Annotated in this window: 18 protein-coding genes; 10 read left to right on the forward strand and 8 right to left on the reverse strand. The window is 41.7% G+C overall.

Translation table 11 applies throughout. The annotated features are described in order from the left end of the window. Nucleotides 1–84: 84 nt before the first annotated feature. On the reverse strand, nt 85–1,374 hold the full coding sequence (locus tag ACO1XM_RS08040) for a hemolysin family protein (RefSeq protein ID WP_486227670.1): 1,290 nt from the start codon (nt 1,372–1,374) through the stop codon (nt 85–87). Between the two features lie 109 nt (nt 1,375–1,483). Further along, the gene (locus ACO1XM_RS08045; protein WP_486227672.1) at nt 1,484–2,227 is read right to left on the reverse strand and encodes a hypothetical protein; all 744 of its coding nucleotides are present in this window, start codon (nt 2,225–2,227) and stop codon (nt 1,484–1,486) included. A 197-nt stretch (nt 2,228–2,424) separates the two neighbouring features. Here ACO1XM_RS08045 and ACO1XM_RS08050 point away from each other — a divergent pair, with 197 nt between their 5' ends. The 5 genes from ACO1XM_RS08050 (at nt 2,425) to ACO1XM_RS08070 (ending at nt 7,415) form a co-directional block, all read left to right on the forward strand. Then, nucleotides 2,425–3,741 carry an NAD(P)/FAD-dependent oxidoreductase gene (locus ACO1XM_RS08050; protein ID WP_486227674.1) on the forward strand — a complete coding sequence of 439 codons (1,317 nt, stop codon included), beginning with the start codon at nt 2,425–2,427 and terminating at the stop codon, nt 3,739–3,741. After that, entirely contained in the window at nt 3,742–5,736 is a 1,995-nt protein-coding gene (locus ACO1XM_RS08055) for a KUP/HAK/KT family potassium transporter (protein WP_486227676.1), read from the forward strand. 123 nt (nt 5,737–5,859) lie between these two features. Beyond that, nucleotides 5,860–6,369 (forward strand): response regulator transcription factor, encoded by a 510-nt coding sequence (locus ACO1XM_RS08060; protein WP_486227678.1) that lies wholly within the window; start codon nt 5,860–5,862, stop codon nt 6,367–6,369. A gap of 110 nt (nt 6,370–6,479) precedes the next feature. Next, on the forward strand, nt 6,480–7,007 hold the full coding sequence (locus ACO1XM_RS08065) for a DUF4199 domain-containing protein (RefSeq protein WP_486227680.1): 528 nt from the start codon (nt 6,480–6,482) through the stop codon (nt 7,005–7,007). 18 nt (nt 7,008–7,025) lie between these two features. Then, on the forward strand, nt 7,026–7,415 hold the full coding sequence (locus ACO1XM_RS08070) for a DUF1801 domain-containing protein (RefSeq protein ID WP_486227682.1): 390 nt from the start codon (nt 7,026–7,028) through the stop codon (nt 7,413–7,415). A 269-nt stretch (nt 7,416–7,684) separates the two neighbouring features. On the opposite strand, the gene metG is transcribed toward ACO1XM_RS08070, so the two are convergent. Together metG and ACO1XM_RS08080 are read right to left on the reverse strand one after the other, a co-directional pair. Continuing rightward, on the reverse strand, nt 7,685–9,784 hold the full coding sequence (gene metG / locus ACO1XM_RS08075; protein ID WP_486227684.1) for a methionine--tRNA ligase: 2,100 nt from the start codon (nt 9,782–9,784) through the stop codon (nt 7,685–7,687). Between the two features lie 607 nt (nt 9,785–10,391). Further along, nucleotides 10,392–12,482, reverse strand: a complete 2,091-nt coding sequence (locus ACO1XM_RS08080; protein ID WP_486227686.1) for an ATP-binding protein — start codon at nt 12,480–12,482, stop codon at nt 10,392–10,394. A 112-nt stretch (nt 12,483–12,594) separates the two neighbouring features. On the opposite strand from ACO1XM_RS08080, the gene ACO1XM_RS08085 reads away from it, so the two are divergent. Next, a complete protein-coding gene (locus ACO1XM_RS08085; RefSeq protein ID WP_486227688.1) occupies nt 12,595–12,723 on the forward strand; it encodes a hypothetical protein in 129 nt (42 codons plus the stop codon). Nucleotides 12,724–12,744: 21 nt separating this feature from the next. Then, nucleotides 12,745–12,894, forward strand: coding sequence for a hypothetical protein (locus ACO1XM_RS08090; protein WP_486227690.1), 150 nt, complete (start codon nt 12,745–12,747; stop codon nt 12,892–12,894). Nucleotides 12,895–13,376: 482 nt separating this feature from the next. Here ACO1XM_RS08090 and bioB read toward each other — a convergent pair whose 3' ends face one another. Together bioB and sppA are read right to left on the reverse strand one after the other, a co-directional pair. Further along, on the reverse strand, nt 13,377–14,363 hold the full coding sequence (gene bioB / locus ACO1XM_RS08095) for a biotin synthase BioB (protein WP_486227692.1): 987 nt from the start codon (nt 14,361–14,363) through the stop codon (nt 13,377–13,379). A 10-nt stretch (nt 14,364–14,373) separates the two neighbouring features. Further along, entirely contained in the window at nt 14,374–16,125 is a 1,752-nt protein-coding gene (gene sppA, locus ACO1XM_RS08100; protein ID WP_486227694.1) for a signal peptide peptidase SppA, read from the reverse strand. A 78-nt stretch (nt 16,126–16,203) separates the two neighbouring features. Between sppA and folK the strand changes: the two genes are divergently transcribed. The 3 genes from folK (at nt 16,204) to ACO1XM_RS08115 (ending at nt 18,724) form a co-directional block, all read left to right on the forward strand. Next, complete coding sequence (gene folK / locus ACO1XM_RS08105; RefSeq protein ID WP_486227696.1) at nt 16,204–16,698, forward strand: 2-amino-4-hydroxy-6-hydroxymethyldihydropteridine diphosphokinase; 495 nt, start codon at nt 16,204–16,206, stop codon at nt 16,696–16,698. A 513-nt stretch (nt 16,699–17,211) separates the two neighbouring features. Continuing rightward, the gene (locus ACO1XM_RS08110; protein ID WP_486227698.1) at nt 17,212–18,117 is read left to right on the forward strand and encodes a hypothetical protein; all 906 of its coding nucleotides are present in this window, start codon (nt 17,212–17,214) and stop codon (nt 18,115–18,117) included. A 334-nt stretch (nt 18,118–18,451) separates the two neighbouring features. Beyond that, nucleotides 18,452–18,724, forward strand: a complete 273-nt coding sequence (locus tag ACO1XM_RS08115) for a hypothetical protein (RefSeq protein WP_486227700.1) — start codon at nt 18,452–18,454, stop codon at nt 18,722–18,724. 276 nt (nt 18,725–19,000) lie between these two features. Here ACO1XM_RS08115 and ACO1XM_RS08120 read toward each other — a convergent pair whose 3' ends face one another. Then, nucleotides 19,001–19,711, reverse strand: a complete 711-nt coding sequence (locus ACO1XM_RS08120) for a hypothetical protein (protein WP_486227702.1) — start codon at nt 19,709–19,711, stop codon at nt 19,001–19,003. Beyond that, nucleotides 19,708–20,598: DUF5675 family protein (locus ACO1XM_RS08125; RefSeq protein ID WP_486227704.1), on the reverse strand; the 891-nt coding region annotated here is incomplete at its 5' end. The genes ACO1XM_RS08125 and ACO1XM_RS08120, both read right to left, overlap by 4 nt.

Raw genomic sequence — 20,598 nt, forward strand, 5'->3', positions numbered from 1 at the left:
ATATGCTGCGATGAAAATGTAATTTGTCTGATGACTGGCGTACTGAGTAATAATGATCAATGGTCAATTGACCATTGATCATTATTATTGAGGTGTAATAATCTTCAACTCTACCAACTCAGGCAGGGTGCGGCTCATCTTAATTATTTTAACCTTATACTGATTCAGGGTAAATTCTTCACCTTCTTTTAAATCAAAAGGTTTGTGGTGCAGCAGTAAACCAGCCAGGGTTTCATACTCATCTGACTCCTCAAATGGCTCGTCCAAAATTTTATTGATGTCGTGCAGGGGCGATGTGGCAATGACATGATACGTGTTGCCAACACGGGTAACAACCTGCACTTCCTGATCGTGCTCATCTTGTATCTCCCCTACCAATTCTTCCAAAATATCTTCCAGGGTAACAATACCCATGGTGCCTCCATACTCGCTTACCACAATGGCCATCTGCGCCTTCTTTTTCTGAAATTCGCGCAGCAATTCATCAATGGCTTTGTTCTCGGTTACGTAGTAAGCTTTGTGCATGATCTCCGCAACCGTCTTACCTGATTTCTCGATGTAATGCTTAACAATATCCTTGGTAAGGATAATGCCCACGACTTCATCCAGGCTTTTATCATATACCGGGTAACGCGAATAACCTTCGCGCAACACGAGTTGCATGGTTTCTTCCATGGTGGTGGTAGCAGGAATGCCACTGATCTTGAAGCGCGGTACCATCACTTGCTTCACAATGCGATTATCAAAATCAAATACATTCTGAATCAATTCTCGCTCACTGCTTTCAATAGCTCCACCTTCTTCACTTTCAGCAATGATTAACTTAAGTTCTTCCTCAGAGTGAATGTCTTCACTTTCGTGAACAGGTTTTATACCAAACATTTTTAAGATTAAACCTGCAAATCCGTTCAGCACAGAAATGAAAGGCTTAAAGATGAAATAGAAAACACGCAGGGGTATCGATATCGATAAGGTAGTGGCTGTCGGGTAGCGGATGGCAACCGTCTTGGGTGCCAGCTCTCCAAAAACAATGTGCAGTATCGTTAAAATAGCAAAGGCAATAGGTAAGGCTATGCTGTGGGCCAGTTCAGCACTCATTTCAAAACCCAGGGCATGCATAAGGTTGAGAATAAGTTGCGAAACCACATCCTCGCCAATCCAACCCAAACCAAGACTGGCCAGGGTAATACCTAGTTGGGTAGCGGCTAAAAAGCCATCTAAGTTATCAATGATGATTTGAGCTGCACGCTTGGAAGTAGTGCCAGCCTGCAATGCGATTTGTGAAGACCGAACTTTTACAATGGCGAATTCAGCTGCAACGAAAAAACCATTTAAAAACACCAAAAATATGGTGATAAAAATTTCTAAGGCCATAAGAATCGTAAAGATACAGAAATAAAGAGAATGACGCGGGACTTCATTTTCACCAAAAAAGAAAGGCTTCAACCTTAAGCTGAAGCCTTTCTAAGTGCCTGTTAATCAGTTATATTTTCTTTTCCAGTTCGGCTATTTTGGCTGCCGCATCCTTACTACCCAGCGATTGAGCCTTTTTATAAAGTTCTAAGGCCTCTTGATAGGTTTCTTTTTTCTTGCGGGGAGCCAGCTTGGTACGGTTGGCCGCTTCCTCAACAGCTACGGCTCTCGCATAATACGCATCGGCTTCGCTCATTTTAGACTGCAACATAATTTCCTGAATGCGGGCTTCGATCAAGGCAAGCTCTGATCGCTTGGCGGCCAGTTGCTCATCTTTGTCAGCAATTTCTGCCTCCTGCAAACCCACTGTTTGAATCAAATTCTGATTTTCATTTCTGTACTTCTCTACCTGTGCTTGTAAGTCGGCAATTTCGTTGTTCTTATTTTGCAGGTCTTCCTTTAGCTTTTTGATAGTCGCTGCATAGGTATTGGCTGTTCCTTTAGACTTTTTCAAGGCCTTCTCAAGGTCTGCAATCTTATCTTCCGTATCCTTTACATAGTTGTTAAGATCTTCCATACGAGAAGTATAATTATCGTAGGTTGTACCTTCAACCATGTTTACGCGCAGTAATTGTCGGCTGGCATCAATAGAATCCATGAGTACGCCCACTTCTTGTAGTGTTTGGGCCACACGTTGATTGGTTTCCAGTACAGAACGTAGAGAATCTACCTGCGATTGGAGTTGTGCCGATTCTTTACTTCCACAAGCAGCCAATATTGCTACAATGGGAAGGATAAGGAGAAGATTTTTCATAAAGATTTAATAATTGGTATACAAATGTAATTGGTTTGTCTAAGCTTTGGATCGCAGATTAAAATTATCAAAAAAGCATAAGCTTCAAAATATTACCGTAAGCCGAAATCGATGGCAGCAACATAATCTCCTTTTTGCTTTGCTATTGCTGAAAGGCACTTAACTTTGCCACGTTTTTTTAAAAACTCTCAACTAAAATGCCCAAATTAATTACCACGCGTACGCGTATTGCAGACCTGGGCAAGCCTCGGATAGTTGTTATCGGAGGTGGCTTTGGCGGATTAGAGGTTGCCAAGGGTTTAGCCGGTTTTAAGGCTCAAACCGTTTTATTCGACAAATACAACCACCATTGCTTTCAGCCACTTTTATACCAGGTGGCCTCTTCCGGACTCGATACCAGCTCTATCGTTTTTCCTTTCAGAAGGAGATTTGGCACGCAAAAAGATTTTTTCTTCAGGTTGGGAGAAGTTACAGCCATTAAACCTGAGGAGAATTACATAGAAACTTCAATAGGTGGTGTGAAGTACGATTATTTGGTTTTGGCCAACGGTGCGTCTACCAACTACTATGGCATGAAGGATGTTGAAGAACATGCCATGCCGCTAAAAAATATTATCGACTCCATTAAGCTCCGCAATCGCATTATCCAGAATTTTGAGCTTGCATTGCTTACGGATGATGCAGAGTTGATGAACAGCTTGATGGATTTCGTTATTGTAGGTGGAGGACCTACAGGCGTGGAAATGGCGGGGGCGCTGGCTGAATTAAAGTCGCATGTATTTCCCCGCGATTATCCCGAACTACAGTTGAGCCACATGGACATTCACCTGGTCGAAGCAACCGGACGATTGTTAAACGGCATGTCGGATAAAGCAGGTGAAAAAGCCCTGGAGTATCTTCAGCACATGGGTGTAAAAGTACACTTGAATACAGCCGTAAAATCTTATGACGGACACGAAGTAAATTTTAATAATGGCAATAAACTGATGACACGCACCCTTATCTGGGCTGCGGGTGTAAGGGCTAATGCCGTTAAAGGTTTACCAGATGAAACCATTGGTCGTGCAGGACGAATTAAAGTAGATGAGTTTAACCGTGTGCTTGGTTTTGAAAATATTTTCGCCATTGGCGATGCCGCTATTATGGAAGGTGTCGACAAAGATTTTGCCAATGGTCATCCGCAAGTAGCGCCACCAGCCATGCAGCAAGGAAGGCTTGTAGCCGAAAACATTAAACGCATTATCACCAAGAAAAAATTAAAACCTTTTCGTTACAAAGATCAAGGCAGCATGGCCACTGTTGGAAGAAACAGAGCCGTGGTTGATCTCAAAGTACCTTTCAAAGTAAAAACACAGGGAACCATTGCCTGGTTTATCTGGATGTTTGTACACCTCATGTCGTTGGTGGGAGCCCGTAACAGGGTATTGGTACTAATTAACTGGTTATCTAATTACTTCTCTTACGACAAGAGCAATCGCGTTATCATAGCCCGTCCTAAAGACGGTGTATCATAGATGGAAAACGGTCATTCAAAAATTCAGACCCTCACGGCAGCCGGTGTGCTGGTGTCGTTGGGCATTATCTATGGCGACATAGGTACATCACCGCTTTATGTATTTAAAGCCATTATTGGTCAACGTGATATCACTGAAGAGCTGGTCTTTGGCGGTTTGTCATTGGTGATCTGGACACTCACACTGGTAACTACCATCAAATATGTTTACCTGGCGCTGAACGCAGACAACAAAGGTGAAGGTGGAATTTTTGCCCTGTATGCACTCGTAAGAAAGTACAGAGCAGGTTGGGTAATTTTTCCTGCCATTATTGGTTGCGCCACCTTGATCTCCGATGGTTTTATTACACCTGCCATCTCTGTATCATCTGCCGTGGAAGGTCTCCGTATTTTAAATCCTGATATTCCAACAGTTCCCATCGTTATTACCATCATCATTGCCATTTTTGTTTTTCAACAATTCGGTACCAGTGTGGTGGGCAAAACTTTTGGGCCTATCATGCTCATCTGGTTCACTTTTATCGGAACCATGGGCTTGCTTCAGTTGGTAAAAAATCCAGAAGTATTAAAAGCCTTAAACCCGATGTATGCAATCAACTTGTTGATTAAATACCCGGGTGGCTTCTGGATTTTAGGTGCTGTCTTCTTATGTACAACAGGAGCTGAAGCCTTGTACTCTGACTTAGGTCATTGCGGTAAGAAAAACATTCGCGTGGGCTGGGGCTTTGTAAAAGTTGCCTTGTTACTCAACTACTTCGGTCAGGCTGCCTGGCTGATGACACAAGTGGACAGCAGATTGGGCGATATCATTCCTTTCTATGCCATCATTCCTGAGCCCTTACTCATCTTTGGTATCATCATCGCTACCATGGCGGCTGTTATTGCCAGCCAGGCTTTGATTTCAGGAACCTTTACTTTGGTGAATGAGGCCATGAAACTAAAATTATGGCCAGCAACCCGCTTGCGTTATCCAAGCGAAGTGAAGGGACAGATTTATATTCCTTCCATCAATTGGATTCTGATGATCGGCTGTATTGCGGTGGTATTAATTTTCCGCGAGTCGTCTTCTATGGAAGGTGCCTATGGTTTGGCCATCACCTTTGATATGTTGATGACCACCTCACTACTCGTTTATTATTTTTCATTATCAAAAAAATCTACCATCCGGGCAATGGCGATGGCGCTGTTGTTCTTCTCTATCGAAGGAGCCTTTCTGGTTTCCAATCTGAGTAAATTCGGTCATGGTGGTTGGTTTACATTCCTGATTGCTTCGGGCTTCTTCTTCATGATGTTTGTATTGGTACGCGCGCGCAAGCTTCGCGACAGGCATACTGAGTTTGTAGACGTAAAGCATTATGTAGAATTGATGCAGGATGTGCAGAACGATCAGAGTATTCCCAAGGAAGCCACTAACCTTGTGTACCTCGCGGTAGCAGACAGCAAGCGCTATATCGATTCAAATATTATCTATTCTCTTTTCAAGAAACGACCGAAACGCGCTGACGTCTATTGGTTCCTGCATGTGGATACGGTTGACTCACCCTTTACCAGCAAGTACTCTATCGATACCATTATTCCGCGCAAGTGTTTCTTTGTGCGCATGAAACTCGGTTTTAAAACACCACATCGTATCAATCTCTTGTTCAATAAAATTGTACATGAGATGGCTGAGTGTGGTGAGGTAGATTTAGTAAGCCCCTACCCTGCGCTGCACAAGCACAGCATGACTGCTGACTTCAAATTTATTATTCTGAATTCGTGGGCTTCGTCCGATAGTGAGATTTCTAACTTCGACAGAATTGTTATTCAGGGTTACCGACTCATTAAGAAGTTCAGTTTAGGTACCGCAGAATTATACGGTCTGGAGGCTGCCAATATCGAGACAGAACGTGCACCTATTTCAGTTGGTCCGCAGGCGAAAGCGAAGATCAAACGCGAAAAAGAAGATGTAGAGCGCGAAAAAGAAGAGCGCTATGCTGCGCACGGGAAGAAGTAATTAGTTGTTCGTTGTCGACTATTTCAAATTTGAAATTTGAAATCTGTCCGTACTTATTTTGCCAAATCGGCACAATACATTAATTTAGTTCATCGCGCAAGTGCTCAATGAATTTAAATCAGTGTGGCATTACAATATACACAGTTAGGCATCATGATTTTCTTACAAAATCTTTTTAGCAGGACACGCCATATTCTGCTTTATGGCTTGCTCATGGCCATTTTAGTCTTTCTGCTGAAATGGCTCCAATGGAAATTCCTGATTGTAGATAACTCCCTTGAAATTTACATAGGGCTGATAGCCATCTTCTTTACCGTGTTGGGTGTGTGGGTAGCAACACAAATGGCCACGCTAAAATTGCAAACCCTCACTGTTGAAAAAGAGGTGGTCGTCAATCTGCATAATACTTTTGCAGTAGATGAGGAAGCCCTCAAAAAAGCAGGGCTGAGTAATCGTGAATATGAGGTGTTGGATCTGCTGGCCAAGGGGCATAGTAATGCAGAAATTGCCGAGAAGCTCTTTCTGTCACTCAGCACCATTAAAACACATGCCTCTAACCTTTTTGTTAAGCTGGATGTGAAAAGCAGAACCCAAGCCATTGATAAAGCTAAGCGACTGAGAATCATCGCCTAGCCAAACTCATACTTTAGTACGAAAGTGTCAGGTGGTTAAAATCGGTACTTTAGTATGAGACTGGATTTCTCTGTGCTGGATAGGTTTGCATCAAATCAACCAGATTAATTATGAGAAAAAATATTTTGATTTTTGGACTTGTACTTGGTGTAATCCTGTGTGGCAATATGTTTTACATGGTAAGGCAGTGTTACACCAATCCGGATTTTAAGGGCAATGATGTAATCGGTTATGCAGCCATGGTGGTCATCTTCTCCATGGTGTTTTTTGGCATACGTAATTACAGAAATAAAGAACTTGCCGGTATAATTTCATTTGGAAAAGCTTTTAAAACCGGTGCGCTGATTGCCCTGACAGGTGCTACTACCTATGTAGTGGTGTGGTTAGTATACTACTACTTGTTTGTACCCGATTTTCTTGATGCCTACATACCCCATGTTTTAAAAGAAGTAAACCCGCAGGATGCCGTAGCACTTCAGGCTAAAACAAAAGAGATGGCCGACTTTAAAGAGATGTACAAAAATCCACTCTTTGTTATCCTCATAACCTATTCAGAAGTATTGCCTGTAGGACTCATTGTAGCACTGATCAGTTCGCTCGTTTTGAAAAAGAAATCTGTTATCAATAAAATTGATTGACCACTCATTACAACTGCTATGAACACCGACATTCAGGCATATAATAATGCACAAGCCGCTGGCGACAAAGCTATCTGTAATCTTTTAGCGAAGGAAATTGACAAAGGATTACCTGAAGCGGAAAGTAAGATCTGGCATCGGCACCCAGTCTGGTTTTTGGATGGTAATCCTGTTGCGGGTTATAGCAAATTGAAAGATTGTGTTCGTTTGCTATTTTGGAGTGGACAAACTTTTGAGGAGGATGGATTACAGAACGAAGGAAGTTTTAAAGCAGCTGAAATGCGATACACATCGCTTGATCAGGTTAATATAAAAGATTTAGCGCGCTGGGTTAAGAAATCGCGCGACATTCAGTGGGATTATAAAAATATTGTGAAGCGAAAAGGAAAACTCGAGCGATTGAAGTAGTCTCTTTTAAATGCCTTGTCTGGGCATAATGTGATGAAGCGTAGAAAATTTGACTAAATCAACGAATTAGCAACATCAACACATCAGTTTAAATTGCTACGTCAGCTCAGCACACATTCTATCCCAATTCCTCGCAATGACGCGTATATTTTATTTAATTCTTTAATTAACGAATCAGCACATTACCAATAAAGCAATAAGCACATCAACATATTACCAAATCAACTCATCAGCACATCAGCACATCACCGAATCACCTAATCAGCACATCAACTCACTGTTGAGCCTGGATTAACTTCTTCGTTAGGTTCTATCAGTCGTAACTTACCTTCGTTGTCTTCGGCCATTAAAATCATACCCTGCGACTCGATGCCCATCATTTTACGAGGCGCCAGGTTAGCAATGAAAGTAACCTGCTTACCCACCATCTCTTCCGCCTTATAATGCTTGGCGATACCACTTAAAATTGTGCGTACATCCAAACCACTGTTCACGGTTAACTTCAACAGCTTGTCTGACTTCTCCATTTTTTCCGCACCGGTAACAGTACCTATGCGAATATCCAGTTTAGCGAAATCATCAAAAGTGATAATGGGCTTTAAAGGTGTTAATGGTTTTTCAGCACTGGGTTCCTGTGTCACGGTAGGTTTGTTTTTTCTTAGCTTTTCAACTTGAACTTCGATGTCGCTGTCCTCTACATTCTTAAACAACAAAGCCGCTGGTGCCAGCTGATGACCTGCCGGTACAGGCTCTACCAACATTTTTGTCTTCCAGAATTTTCTGGCTGCCTCTTTCAGATCAACATTCAATTGCGTAGCAATATTCTTTGCTGTGTCTGGCAAGAACGGTTCGCAGGTAATGGCAATATTACCTACTACTGTGAGCGCATAATTTAAAATACACCCTACGGCTTCCATGTCTTCCTTGGCAAGCTTCCAGGGCTCTGTGTCAGCTAAAAACTTATTACCAATACGGGCCATGTTCAGCATATGAAATTGTGCTTCACGGAAACGGAATTCATCCAGTGAAGTAATCATGTCGCCTGCTGATTTATTCAAATCAGTATGTGCCTGGTTGTATAAATCAAGAATGCGCTTGCGCTTCTCGTTGGTGTTCGGCAACTCATGGGCTGAGGGCACTTTACCTTCAAAGAATTTCCAGGTAAGCACCATCACACGGTTTACAAAATTACCGAGTATGGCTACCAGCTCACTGTTTACTTTTTGCTGATAATCTTTCCAGGTAAAGTCTGCATCTTTTGTTTCAGGCGAAATGGAGGTGAGCACATAACGCAACTCATCTCTTCTGCCCGGAAAATCTTCCAGGTATTCGTGCAACCACACGGCATGGTTGCGCGAGGTTGAAAGCTTATCGCCTTCTAGATTTAAAAACTCGTTAGCAGGCACATTGTCTGGCACAATAAAGCTGCCTTCCGCCTTTAACATAGAAGGGAAAATAATGCAATGGAATACAATGTTGTCCTTTCCAATGAAATGGATGAGTCTGGTATTCTTATCCTTCCAGTATTTCTCCCAGTCAGCGCCTTTCAGTTCTTTGGTAGCCGAGATATAACCAATGGGTGCATCGAACCAAACGTATAAAACTTTGCCCTTGCCATCTTCGCGCGGCACAGGTATGCCCCAGTCTAAATCGCGGGTGATGGAGCGGGGCTGCAGGCCTTGTTCAATCCAGGAGCGACACTGACCGTATACATTGGTCTTCCAATCGCTCTTGTGGCCGTCCAGCAACCACTCGCGTAACCAGTTCTCATATTTATCCAAAGGAAAATACCAATGCTTGGTCGGACGCAGCACGGGTGTATTACCCGATACTGTAGACCTTGGGTTGATCAGTTGCTTCGGACTTAAACTCGTACCGCACTTTTCGCACTGATCGCCATAAGCGTTTGTGTGACCACAGTTAGGGCACGTACCTGCTATGTAACGGTCGGCCAGGAAGATACCTTCCTGCTCATCGTAATATTGATCAGAAGTTTCTTCCAGGAAAATGTTTTGTGCATCGATTTTCTTAAAGAAATCCTGTGCTGTTTCGTAATGGATTTGGTTAGACGTGCGTGAATAGATATCGAAAGAAATACCAAAATCGGCAAAAGCCTTTTTCATCAGCTCATGGTATTTGTCAACGAAGGCTTTGGGTGTTATGCCTTCTTTTTTAGCGCCAATGGTAATGGCTACCCCGTGCTCATCCGATCCGCAGACAAAGGCTACATCCTCGCCTTTAAGGCGCAAATAGCGCACATAAGTATCGGCAGGCAGGTAGGCACCAGCAATATGCCCTATATGAAGGGGGCCGTTAGCATAAGGCAAGGCCGCGGTAACGGTATATCGTTTAAAATCTTTTTTGCTCATGATAAATAAAACGTAAAGATGCTAAAGATGGAGCACTAAGAAAAACGTATAAGGTATGTAATCTAGGTGTTTTGAGGTGTGAAATGTGCTGTGGAGATGTCTCGAACTTTGGGCTTAGCGGCTCGAAGCTGGAAGCTGAATCTTGCTATTCCAGAGTTCCGAAGGGCATCTGGAATTTTTCATGTACCTGATTTTAAATCCGGTATTATTTGTAGTTCGAGATGCGCTACGCTAACAGCGGAAAAATCCTCTGCGAACCTCCGCGGCCTTTGCGGTAAAAAAAAACCGCAGAGGCGCAAAGTGCGCAAAGCTGATTCTCTGAGAACCTCAGCGATTTTTGCGGTGCGAAAAATCTAATCACAGAGGCACAAAGTGCTTAAACCTGATTCTCCGCGAACCTCCACGATCTTTGCGGTGTAAAAAAATCTAACCGCAGAGGCGCAAAGTATGCAAAGCTGATTCTCTGCAAACCTCCGCGATCTTTGCGGTGTGAAAAAATCTAATCACAGAGGCGCAAAGTGTGCAAAGCTGATTCTCTGCGAAGCTCAGCGATCTTTGGGGTTACAAAGTTCCTTGAACTCGTCTCCTTCTGAGAAGTTGGATGAGGCTAAGGTGCTTTAATCTTAGGCGCCATCACGTGCTTGTTCAACTCAATTTCATCATAAAGCTCCTGCGTCATTTGAAAAACCTTGGGCAGGGTAATGCGGAACTCCGTTTCATTGGGCAGTTTATAGAATTCTATATCGCCCGCTAATTTTTCGGTAGCAAGTTTGGCAATGAACAAACCTGTGCCGCCTGTCTCTGAGCGCTCAGAAGCACGGAAAAAGAGACGGAAAACATCGGCCTTGTCATCAACACCCATACCGATACCGTTGTCGATAATGCTGATGATTACCTTATCCCTTTTTGACTTAACAGTAATACTGATGTAGGAATCAACACGGGGTGAGTCGTTGTGGTACTTAAATGCATTGCTGATCACACTCTCGAGGGCATAGCGCAGCAACTTAGGGTCCGTAGCAAAGTCAGGAATATCTTTCAGGAATAAATCAATCTTGATATCCTTCTGTTTGGCGATCCGTTTTTCGTGCTGAACAATTTCATTAATCACACCCGGCAGATCAATATTTATCACCTGATGCTCCGTGCTCATGATTACACTGATGACAGACAGCCTGTCTAGCACCTTGCTGAGTTTGGCCGTGGTCTGATCAATTTTAGCAAAGTAATCGAGGGCGGTGGGATCTTTTACATCCATCAGCGCCAGGTTACAAATGCCTTTTAGTGTGGTGAGCGGGCCTTTCAGGTCATGGGATGTTTTGTAAATGAGGTTATCTAACTCAGCATTCACATACATTAAAGATTTATTCGATTTCTCCAGCTTAGATTTCGCTACCGTGAGTTCCGCTGTTTGGCGCTGTACCTCTTCCGACAATTTGGAATTGAGTTTACGCGCAATTCTATTAGAGCGCATGATAAACAGGATGAGCAAACCAGAAAGAATAAAAGTAAGTGCAATCAGTGAGCTGATGTACCGCTGCTGCTTAATGATTTGGTCCTTAATGGAAATAGTCGCCAGATTTTCGCGTTCCGCAAATTTTGATTGAACATCTGCCAGGTTCTTGATCAGACTTTCACTAAACACACTATCTCTTAAACCACTATACTTCCTGCTATAGTAAGCAGCGTTCTGGTAATCGCTTGTCTCCGCATAAAAGTCGGAGAATTTTTCGTACAGATAGAGCAGGGACTGAAGGTATACAGTGGAGTTTGAAATATTTTCAGCAGTTCTTAAAATCTCTAAAGCCTTCTCATCATTTCCCTGTTCAAGATAAGTACTGGCCAGCAGAGACAATATTTCCATTTCAAAACGTGTGCTTTTTAATTTTCTGGAAAGCGCCAACGATTTATTAAAATGCTCAATGGCTTCCGCTGATCTTTTGCTATTGTGTAGTGAAACACCGAGTGCCAATTCCGCTTCCATCACAATTTCATCCGAACAATTATTGCCACAGGCTTTTAAAGCTTCCTGAATACTCTGCTCAGCTTCACTAAAGGATTTGAGCTGGTTATAACACAAAGCCATATTGATGTGAAGTCGATCAAGATCAAAAGTAGATCCGGATTTTCTCTTGGCCATCAATGATCTCTGATAAAACTTGATAGACTCATCGTAATTACTCAGTTTGAAGTAAACAAGACCAATGTTGTTGCAGGATATGCTGATATCTTCCAGGCTATTTCGTTTTTCATTTACCGTAAGGGCTTCAAAATTTGCCTTTAAGGCTTCATCATAATTGGCGGTGAATGTATACGATACGGCTAATAGGTTAAGTATTCTACTTAATTCCTCGATATAATTGTTTCTCTTGGCAATGCCGTAAATTCTTTTCAAGTTCGTTACCGCCTGATTCTCCTTAGCCAACCTTCTCAATAAAAAACTTTGCGCGTATAGGGCCCTCGTTATTAATAAGCTGTCAGCTCTTTTTTCTGCATATTCAACAGCATACTCAGATACGTTGTAAGACTGCTCAACACTTTCACCCAGTAATGAGCGCATGTAAGATAAGATAACTTCAAACTGCTGGTCCTGCGGACTGCGCTCGACTACATTCTTGAGTGAATCTAAATTCTGGCTGAAGCAAAATATAGGCAATAGTGTGAAAAGAAAAACCTGAAATGCTCTCATCTTCAGCATGAATGTATGATAGGAATTACGATCGATAATACAAATTAAGAGAGCCAACCAATATTTGCATCGTCAATTTAAATGATTTAAACCTAATATAAAACCTAACCCCAAAACTATTATGAAAAAGTTCTTTACAATCCTGGCTCTTGTTTTCGTTGTTGCCCTTACTTTCTCTGCCTGCACTGAAGAAGAAGTAAAGCCAACGACTGGTAATGAAGGCGGACAAGGCAGCGTTAAAGGTTTCTAAAAAATTTTAATCAACGAGCGTATGAAAACCAAGACATTAATCCTATTGGCTATTGTTGCTGTGGCAACTTTATCATTCACTTTTGTTAACAAACAAAATACTCAGTCTGCCAAGCAGGCTGCGAATAACCAAGAGCCAATCGGTGGGTTTGTATCAGAAGGCACTTTCTGATTTTTCCCCTCTGAAAAACAAAGATTTATACTTAAGTACGGGAGCCCAAGCCCTTGCTTACTCAAGCAAATTTTATGTAGCCGTGTACGTTAAAGTGCGCAGTTGCATAAAATTTGTTGCGAGAAAAATATTCTTTCAATAGAACCTCCATTACTTTTCTGTTATGCACAATAGTTGCTTTAGCTGCTCTTGTCTTTCTGAAATGTTAAGCGAGCTCATCACAACTATATCAGGAGAAGCCTGATTAATTCTTACGCGATTTCACAGCAGTCAGAAAAGAAAAGAATCAGGGATTAACTGATGCAGTCCCTCTCTACTCATCAGCTAAAGGCAGCACTTAAACGGAAGTCATGAAAAAAGCCTTCCACATTCTTGATGAAAGGCTTTAAACTTCTTCGAACCACCACCCAAGCCTATGTAAGAGGCTTGGTGAAAGTGGCGCTTTAAGATTATTTCATTAAAATTTGCAACGGTACGTTACGTCACAAAACGGGTATTTTTGCCAAATTTTCTTTGTGGCTAGGTCGCGGGCTCAGTTGTAAAATCTGGAACATTTCCTTGTCTTGCACATAGCCTGGGTTAGGTGTTGTCAACAGTTTATCCCCTGCAAAAATGCTGTTCGCACCCGCCATAAAACACAAGGCCTGCTCTTCTAGCGTCATGCGCACACGGCCGGCCGATAAACGCACCATCGCCTTCGGCATAATAATTCTGGCGGTGGCAATCATGCGCACCATCTCCCACACCGATACCTTCTCCTGATCTTCCAAAGGTGTGCCTTCAACAGGCACCAAGGCATTTACTGGCACCGACTCCGGATGTTCCGGCAGTGTAGCCAATGTATGCAACATACCTATGCGGTCTCCCTCCTTCTCGCCCATACCAATAATACCACCTGAGCAAACTGATATTTTTGCTGAGCGTACATTTTCAAGTGTCTCTAAACGATCTCCGTAATTGCGTGTAGTGATAATGTCGTTATAAAATTCTTCGCTTGTATCCAGGTTGTGGTTGTAAGCATATAAGCCTGCATCTTTCAGTTTCTGCGCCTGCTCCGGGCTTAACATGCCCAGGGTACAGCATACCTCCATGCCCATGGTGCTAACGCCCTTCACCATCTCCAACACTTTATCAAAGTCGCGGTTGTCGCGCACTTCGCGCCAAGCAGCGCCCATACAAAAACGTGTGCTGCCTGCTTCCTTCGCTTCTAATGCCTTGCCAATTACTTCTTCTACCTCCATCAGCTTCTGCACTTTCACCTCGGTGTGGTAGCGTGCCGCTTGCGGGCAGTAGGCACAGTCCTCAGGGCATCCACCTGTTTTTACCGACAAGAGTGTACACACCTGCACTTCGCTGGCTTCGTGAAATTGACGGTGTACCGTGGCTGCATCGTAAATCAGCTCCAGCACGGGTTTATTATAAATAGCTTCTATTTCCTGCTTAGTCCAGTTATTGCGTATTGAAGTCATGCTTTGGGGTTTAGTGTATAGAAAGTTCGAAAGGCAAACGTGCTTGCGTACCATGGTAGTGTTGCACGCGCTGCATCTGCAAGTAGAACGGATAGTAGATACCCAATTCTTTCTGCAAGGCATTTACTTTTGAATTTTCTTCCAGCTGCAGCATCAGCTCCTGAAAGAAAGGCTGCTTCTGTGGATAGAATTTTACTTTATAGTCATCGCCCAGGCCGGCAGCAGTGGCGGCCAGGTTAATAGCATCATCAAAGCCGCCCAGCACATCTACAAGGCCACGTTCTTGAGCTTGTGCACCCGTCCACACACGACCAGAGGCAACCTTCTTCAATTCCGCTACATCCATGTTTCTGCCTTCAGCCGCTTTGCTGGTAAATACTTCGTAGCCTTCTTCTGTTTTGCGTTGCCATACTGCTTTTTCATTTTCAGTAAGGGCACGGCTAATGGTAATCATTTCACCAAACTCACCTGTCTTCACTTGCTCAGTAGTAATGCCAAGTTTGTTCGACATTAAATCGCTGGCATCAAACAACACACTGAAAATACCGATAGAGCCTGTAATGGTATGTGGTTGTGCTACAATGGTATCGCAACCCATGGCCATGTAGTAACCACCCGATGCAGCATAGTCGCCCATAGAAGCTATTACAGGTTTTGCCTGCCTTGCCAGGGTAATCTCGCGCCACATGATATCCGAAGCCTGAAAACTTCCACCTGGTGAGTTCACGCGAATCACAATCGCTTTCACCTTATCATTTTCGCGTGCCTTGCGTACCTGCTCGGCAAACTTGTCGCCACCAATAATGCCATCGCTGCCTTTGCCCGGCATAATTTCACCATCACCAACAATTACTGCTATTTCATTTTTAGACGATTTATAGGTTGAATAGCTCTTACGATACCTGTTCAACTTGATAAACGTAATGTCATCGTCATTCGCAAGCACCAGGCGGCTCTTCAGTTCGGCCGTTAGCTGATCATCGTATAACAACGAATCCACCAAACCATATTCAACTGCCTGCTTGGCATTGCGCACCAACATCTTGTCCGACATCTCACGCAGCTTTGCTTTATCAATACCACGCGCTGTCGCTACTTGTGTTACCACATAATCGTAGATAGAGTTAATCGTTTCTGTCAGCTGCAGTCTGTTTTCGTTGCTCATCTTATCGAGCATAAAAGGCTCAACAGCACTTTTAAACTCCCCTACCCTGAAAACCTCCGGCTTAATCTCCAGCTTTTCGAACATGCGCTTAAAAAAGCTCACCTCAATCGCCAAACCATTCCACTCCACATCACCCTGTGGATTCAAGTATACTTTATCAGCCGCAGAAGCCAGGTAATAAGCCGCTTCCGACATCATGTCGCCATAGGCCACCACCCATTTGCCACTGCTTTTAAAATCCAGCAAGGACATACGTATTTCCTCCAGCGTGGCAAAGCCCGTCATCGGGTAGCTCACCGTCAGGTAAATGCCTTTAATCTTAGTATCGTCTTTGGCCTTGCGCAAGGCCTCTTTTAATTCAATTAATCCAACTGATGCCACTTCACCACCCAACACCGGCAGGCCCTCAAAAGGGTTATCCACTTGTTGTTCCGTAATCTGTGCGTCCAAATTCAGGTGCAATACCGAATTTTCAGCCACAACTACCTCTGTCTCAGAAGAAAGGGCGCCAATGAAGCCGATCATTAAAAAGAAAGAAATGAAGGAGAAAACAAAAAGAGCGAGCATTGTCGCGAAAAAACTCTTCCAAAAACCCATATTCACAATTATTTAAGTTCCAAAAATAAGGAATGCCCTTATGTTTTTAAAAAGTATGTTTGCAGCCTCTATAATTACATGATAGAAGGAGTTTTTTTATTGACTGGCAGCAATTTAGGCGACCTGGAGGCCAATCTCGCCACAGCCGCAACACTTATTGCGCAGCACTGCGGTGCCATTGTTCAGCGCTCCTCGCTATACCAGACAGCAGCCTGGGGTAAACAAGACCAAAACGATTTTCTCAACCAGGTACTGCAGATTGAAACAAGGCATACAGCCGAAAGTTTATTAACACAGGTGTTGGCCATCGAGCAAACCATGGGGCGTGTGCGCAAAGAAAAGTGGGGCGAGCGCCTTATCGATATCGACATCCTGTATGTTAACCAAAGCATCGTCAACACACCGCACTTGCAAGTACCCCATCCTGGTATACAGTTAAGGCGTTTTGTACTGGAGCCCTTAACAGAAATAGCCCCGGACTTTATTCATCCTGTGTTATTAAAAAGTAATCGCGCCTTGTTAAGCAGCTGCATCGATGCCCTGCCAGTGAAGCGAGTGAAAAGCTTGCGGTAAATTTTATCACCACTGTTTTCTTAAAACAATTTTATCGTGGCAGCCCCTCGTGCCTCGGGCGGGCCACACGAAGCGCGTGGCTTCAATCTTTTTGACCTGTGCTCCTGCCCTTCAGCAAAAAGGATTTCCGATGCTATCCCTGCTGCGGCAGAGGAGTAAATGGTAAAATTGAGTAGGCAGTACGTTAGTAAAATAGCGTGATGAGTATTTGGAGGGTTGGGGAAAATATTGCGATATTGGGTAAGCGATGCAGTTGAATGGGCTCCGATAGAATAAGTGTGCATCTCTATAAATTTTGTGCGCTATTGAAAATACTAAATGCATCTAGTTAATTCTTAGTTAGGTATAGATTCAAAAAAGCTCGAGAAACTAAATTAGATGCAGTTTAGGAAAGCGGATGTAACCTTTGATAAGCATAAGTGTAATATTAGTGAAGGTTTTAATAGGTTAGAAATGAGTTAGCGCAAATACTATGACTACAAATTAAATATTAAAATTTGAAACAATAAATATATGAACGCGTCTTTAAAATTAATTAAGCAACAACTTCAAAACATTCTTAAACGACTTGAATGGAGTGCGGAAAATGTAGCCTCTGGTCAAGCAACTAATTTAAAGTTAACTGGTCTTAACAATATCAGAACTGTTATCAATGATATAAAAAGCTTAAATCTTTTTAACGGTATTGTGGAGTCATTGAGCAAATCAGTTATATATACTACTGCAAGCGACCAAATGACCATTCAATTTCAAGAAGGACGTGACATAGTTGCAAATTTAACTTTACTAAAAACACTTACTACTAATTTCTTAAATGTACTTCTGACAACAGTTCCAGAAGAGGATATTAACTCAATCAATATTAAGCTTCCGCCAGTAAACGATTTTGACGAATTATCAAAAGTTTCTAGAGAGATTCATTTAGGCTTGACACAAGTAATTTACAACGATGATATAAATGGCCAAACTAAAATTATAAGTGTTGAAAATGGTTCAATTTGGTTCAATGTTTTTGTTGGGGCATCAGCTGTAACTGTAATAGCAAGTTTAGTTTGGGCATCAGCAGTAATTTTTAAGAAAATCTTAGAAGGGAAATTATTAGCTGAACAAGTTAGAGGACTTAAGGTTAGAAACGACAGCTTAGAGGACATTCTTAAAGCACAAAAGGCCGAGACTGATTTAATGATACAAGCAGAAGCAGAATATATATCGTCTGAACACTTTCGACAAAATACTCCAGAAAATATTGAGAGAATAAAGAATTCAATTACAACTTTTGCAGACCTGATCGGAAAAGGTGCAGAAATACATCCAGCACTTGTTGCACCGGAGAATGTATCTAACCTATTTCCAGATACCACTAAACTAATAGGCGTAGAATCAAAAATTAAAAGACTTGCAAACCCCGGAGATAACTAGAATTACTGGTTCATATAGGCGATCAAAAGAGTTGGTTTAAACTGCAATAATTTCATCTAGCTTGTATTTTAGAATACTTAAAGAAACGGATAAACATTTAGATTACTCCTACCCAACTGGCGCAAGTCTTCGGAACTGTGCGAAAGCAAGCGCGAGACTTGTGCCGTGTTCTACTATGCATAAGTTCGCTTAAACCGGATTTAAAATCCTTTGATAGGGCTTCCGAATTACAAATTCGGAAGAGATGATTTAAAATTAGGTATTATTGGTAGTTCGGAATAGCTGAGCTAACATCTCAAATAGTGAGACAAATTAAAAATTTAGTTACTTGTGTATGGCCATATTAATGAAGGTGTTAACAGATATAAGAGTTAAAGAATTATTACCGACATTATTGAAGCTTCCAAAACTAAATGTCGTTAAGGAAATCGACAGTGTTAACTATGGAGAAGGATTTGATATTTCCTATGAAGATTTGGAGATAAGACTTTATGACGACTTTAGGAGCGATGAGGTTGTTTCTGATACTGAATTCTTAAATGGGGAAATTAGTTGGGATCAAGCTTTTGATAAAGCTATAATTAGATTCAGGGGAAGGTCTTTTTGAGTATTGAAATTGACAGACATCACAAACAAACCAAAGAACTAAGAATGCATGCAGCTATGGCAATAGGCAGTCTATTAAAAGCTGGCAACTTTGAGTTTTCCATTCAAACATTGGGGACGGACTAGTCTACTAGATGTTCCCCAACTGGTCTTAACGTCTCGCTAAGACTAACTGTATTTTTCTTGTTAGGCCGTGGGGAGCCCCTACGACCAGCGATGGATTCGGTGTATTTTTTTTAATTTATTTGTTGAATTACTAGGTGAGAGAATTTACCAGTTAATCAAACTTTGCATTCAAATCAGCATTGAGAATCCTATTTCGAATTGAATCGTATTTTGATCCATTATATTTGTTCAAAATAGTTAGCAGTTCTTGTTGTGTGTTTTTCTTAACTCCCATTGATAGAGGGCTCAGCTCTTCAAAGAAACATTTTGTTGGGAACAACACTTTTTTACTAATAGAGCTAACTATAGCGCTTTCAGTTGTAACTTTTACACACAATTCAGGATCGTAGATAAAAAAAATAAATAAGCTGAAATCATAACTGCATTCTTCATCTCCAAAAGGCATACCTCTTTTCTTTGGATCAAGTCTTTTTTCCAATAGATCAAAGTCAACGACAAAATCCAGGTTCTTAAATTCTGAAAGTTGATTTAAAAGAAACGCCTTAGCATGCATTTGTTCTTTATTTTGAATCACTGTCTTATTAATTCGTTCATATAAGATGTTAAGAAAAACCCTTCTTTCATTAGCCTGTGAGCTTAAAGATGTTTGTACTTTTCTCATTTGGTTTTCCATATCACGAGAAAATCTCTTCTGAAAAGAAGTATCGATCATGCAATTTATCAACTCGGTTTCATAAAAGATAAAATACTCTAAATCTAAACGAGTATAATTTTTTTTAAAGTATTCAGTAAAATCTTCTTTTTTTTGAGCATTTATATTAATGCATGAAACAAAAAGAATGACAGTAAATAAGTATTTCATAATTCTTCGATTTCTTCTGACTCATCAATTATTAGGATTTTTCTAACAGTTGATACTTTAAATGCCGCTTCAATTTGATCTTGCATTTCTTTAACTTTGTTCCGTAGTTTCAAAGCAGCATTTAATGGATCAGAGTGTGGTTCTTCGCATTGTCCATCACATGGATACCTATTTGCAACCGTTGCTTTTTTAATGTTAGGTCGTAAATCATCATCTTCATATGCATCAGGGTACTTATCAAACTGTGGACTATTGTAATTAATCAAGAAGCATCCATTAGATTGATCTACCCGATTACCACAGTGCAGCTTATAACCACTATGATCTACAAGGTACAAAGTAACATAATCGAATTTCTTACTTCCACCAGAATACTCAGAGTAGCTTAAAGTGTACGTACCTGCTGGAACACGTTTGTCGGTTTGAAATGTTGTAGGCTTATCCCCCTTTTGCCTCTCCAAAATATACCCTTTATAATCAGTTCCCACAATTGTGAACTCACCCCACGTTCGATATTGATTTCGTCCTTTACGCTTATAGTGTATCACAATCTCTTCAGGGACTATAATTTCACAGTTCTTCAGGTTTTCGTACAAGACATCAGCCCTTTCTTTCAGCGCTGCATCTAATCCATTAACAAATGTTTTTTTAGTACTGCTCAGCAGGTAATCATTCACAGCTTTTGTACACGCTGATTGCAAGCCACTAACCGGATAAAATTTCTCTCTAAAAGATACAGTTTTTAATCCGTCTGCTAAAGCAGTATCGTACTTGGCATTTACAATGGCCAGCAGATTAAAGTTCTCTGTTTCAATGTTTCGCTTAATGCTATCTATTGCATGGTTAAAACTATTCTCAATCAGTTGATCGAATCGATCTATGTTTCC

Source organism: Chryseotalea sp. (assembly GCF_057350905.1).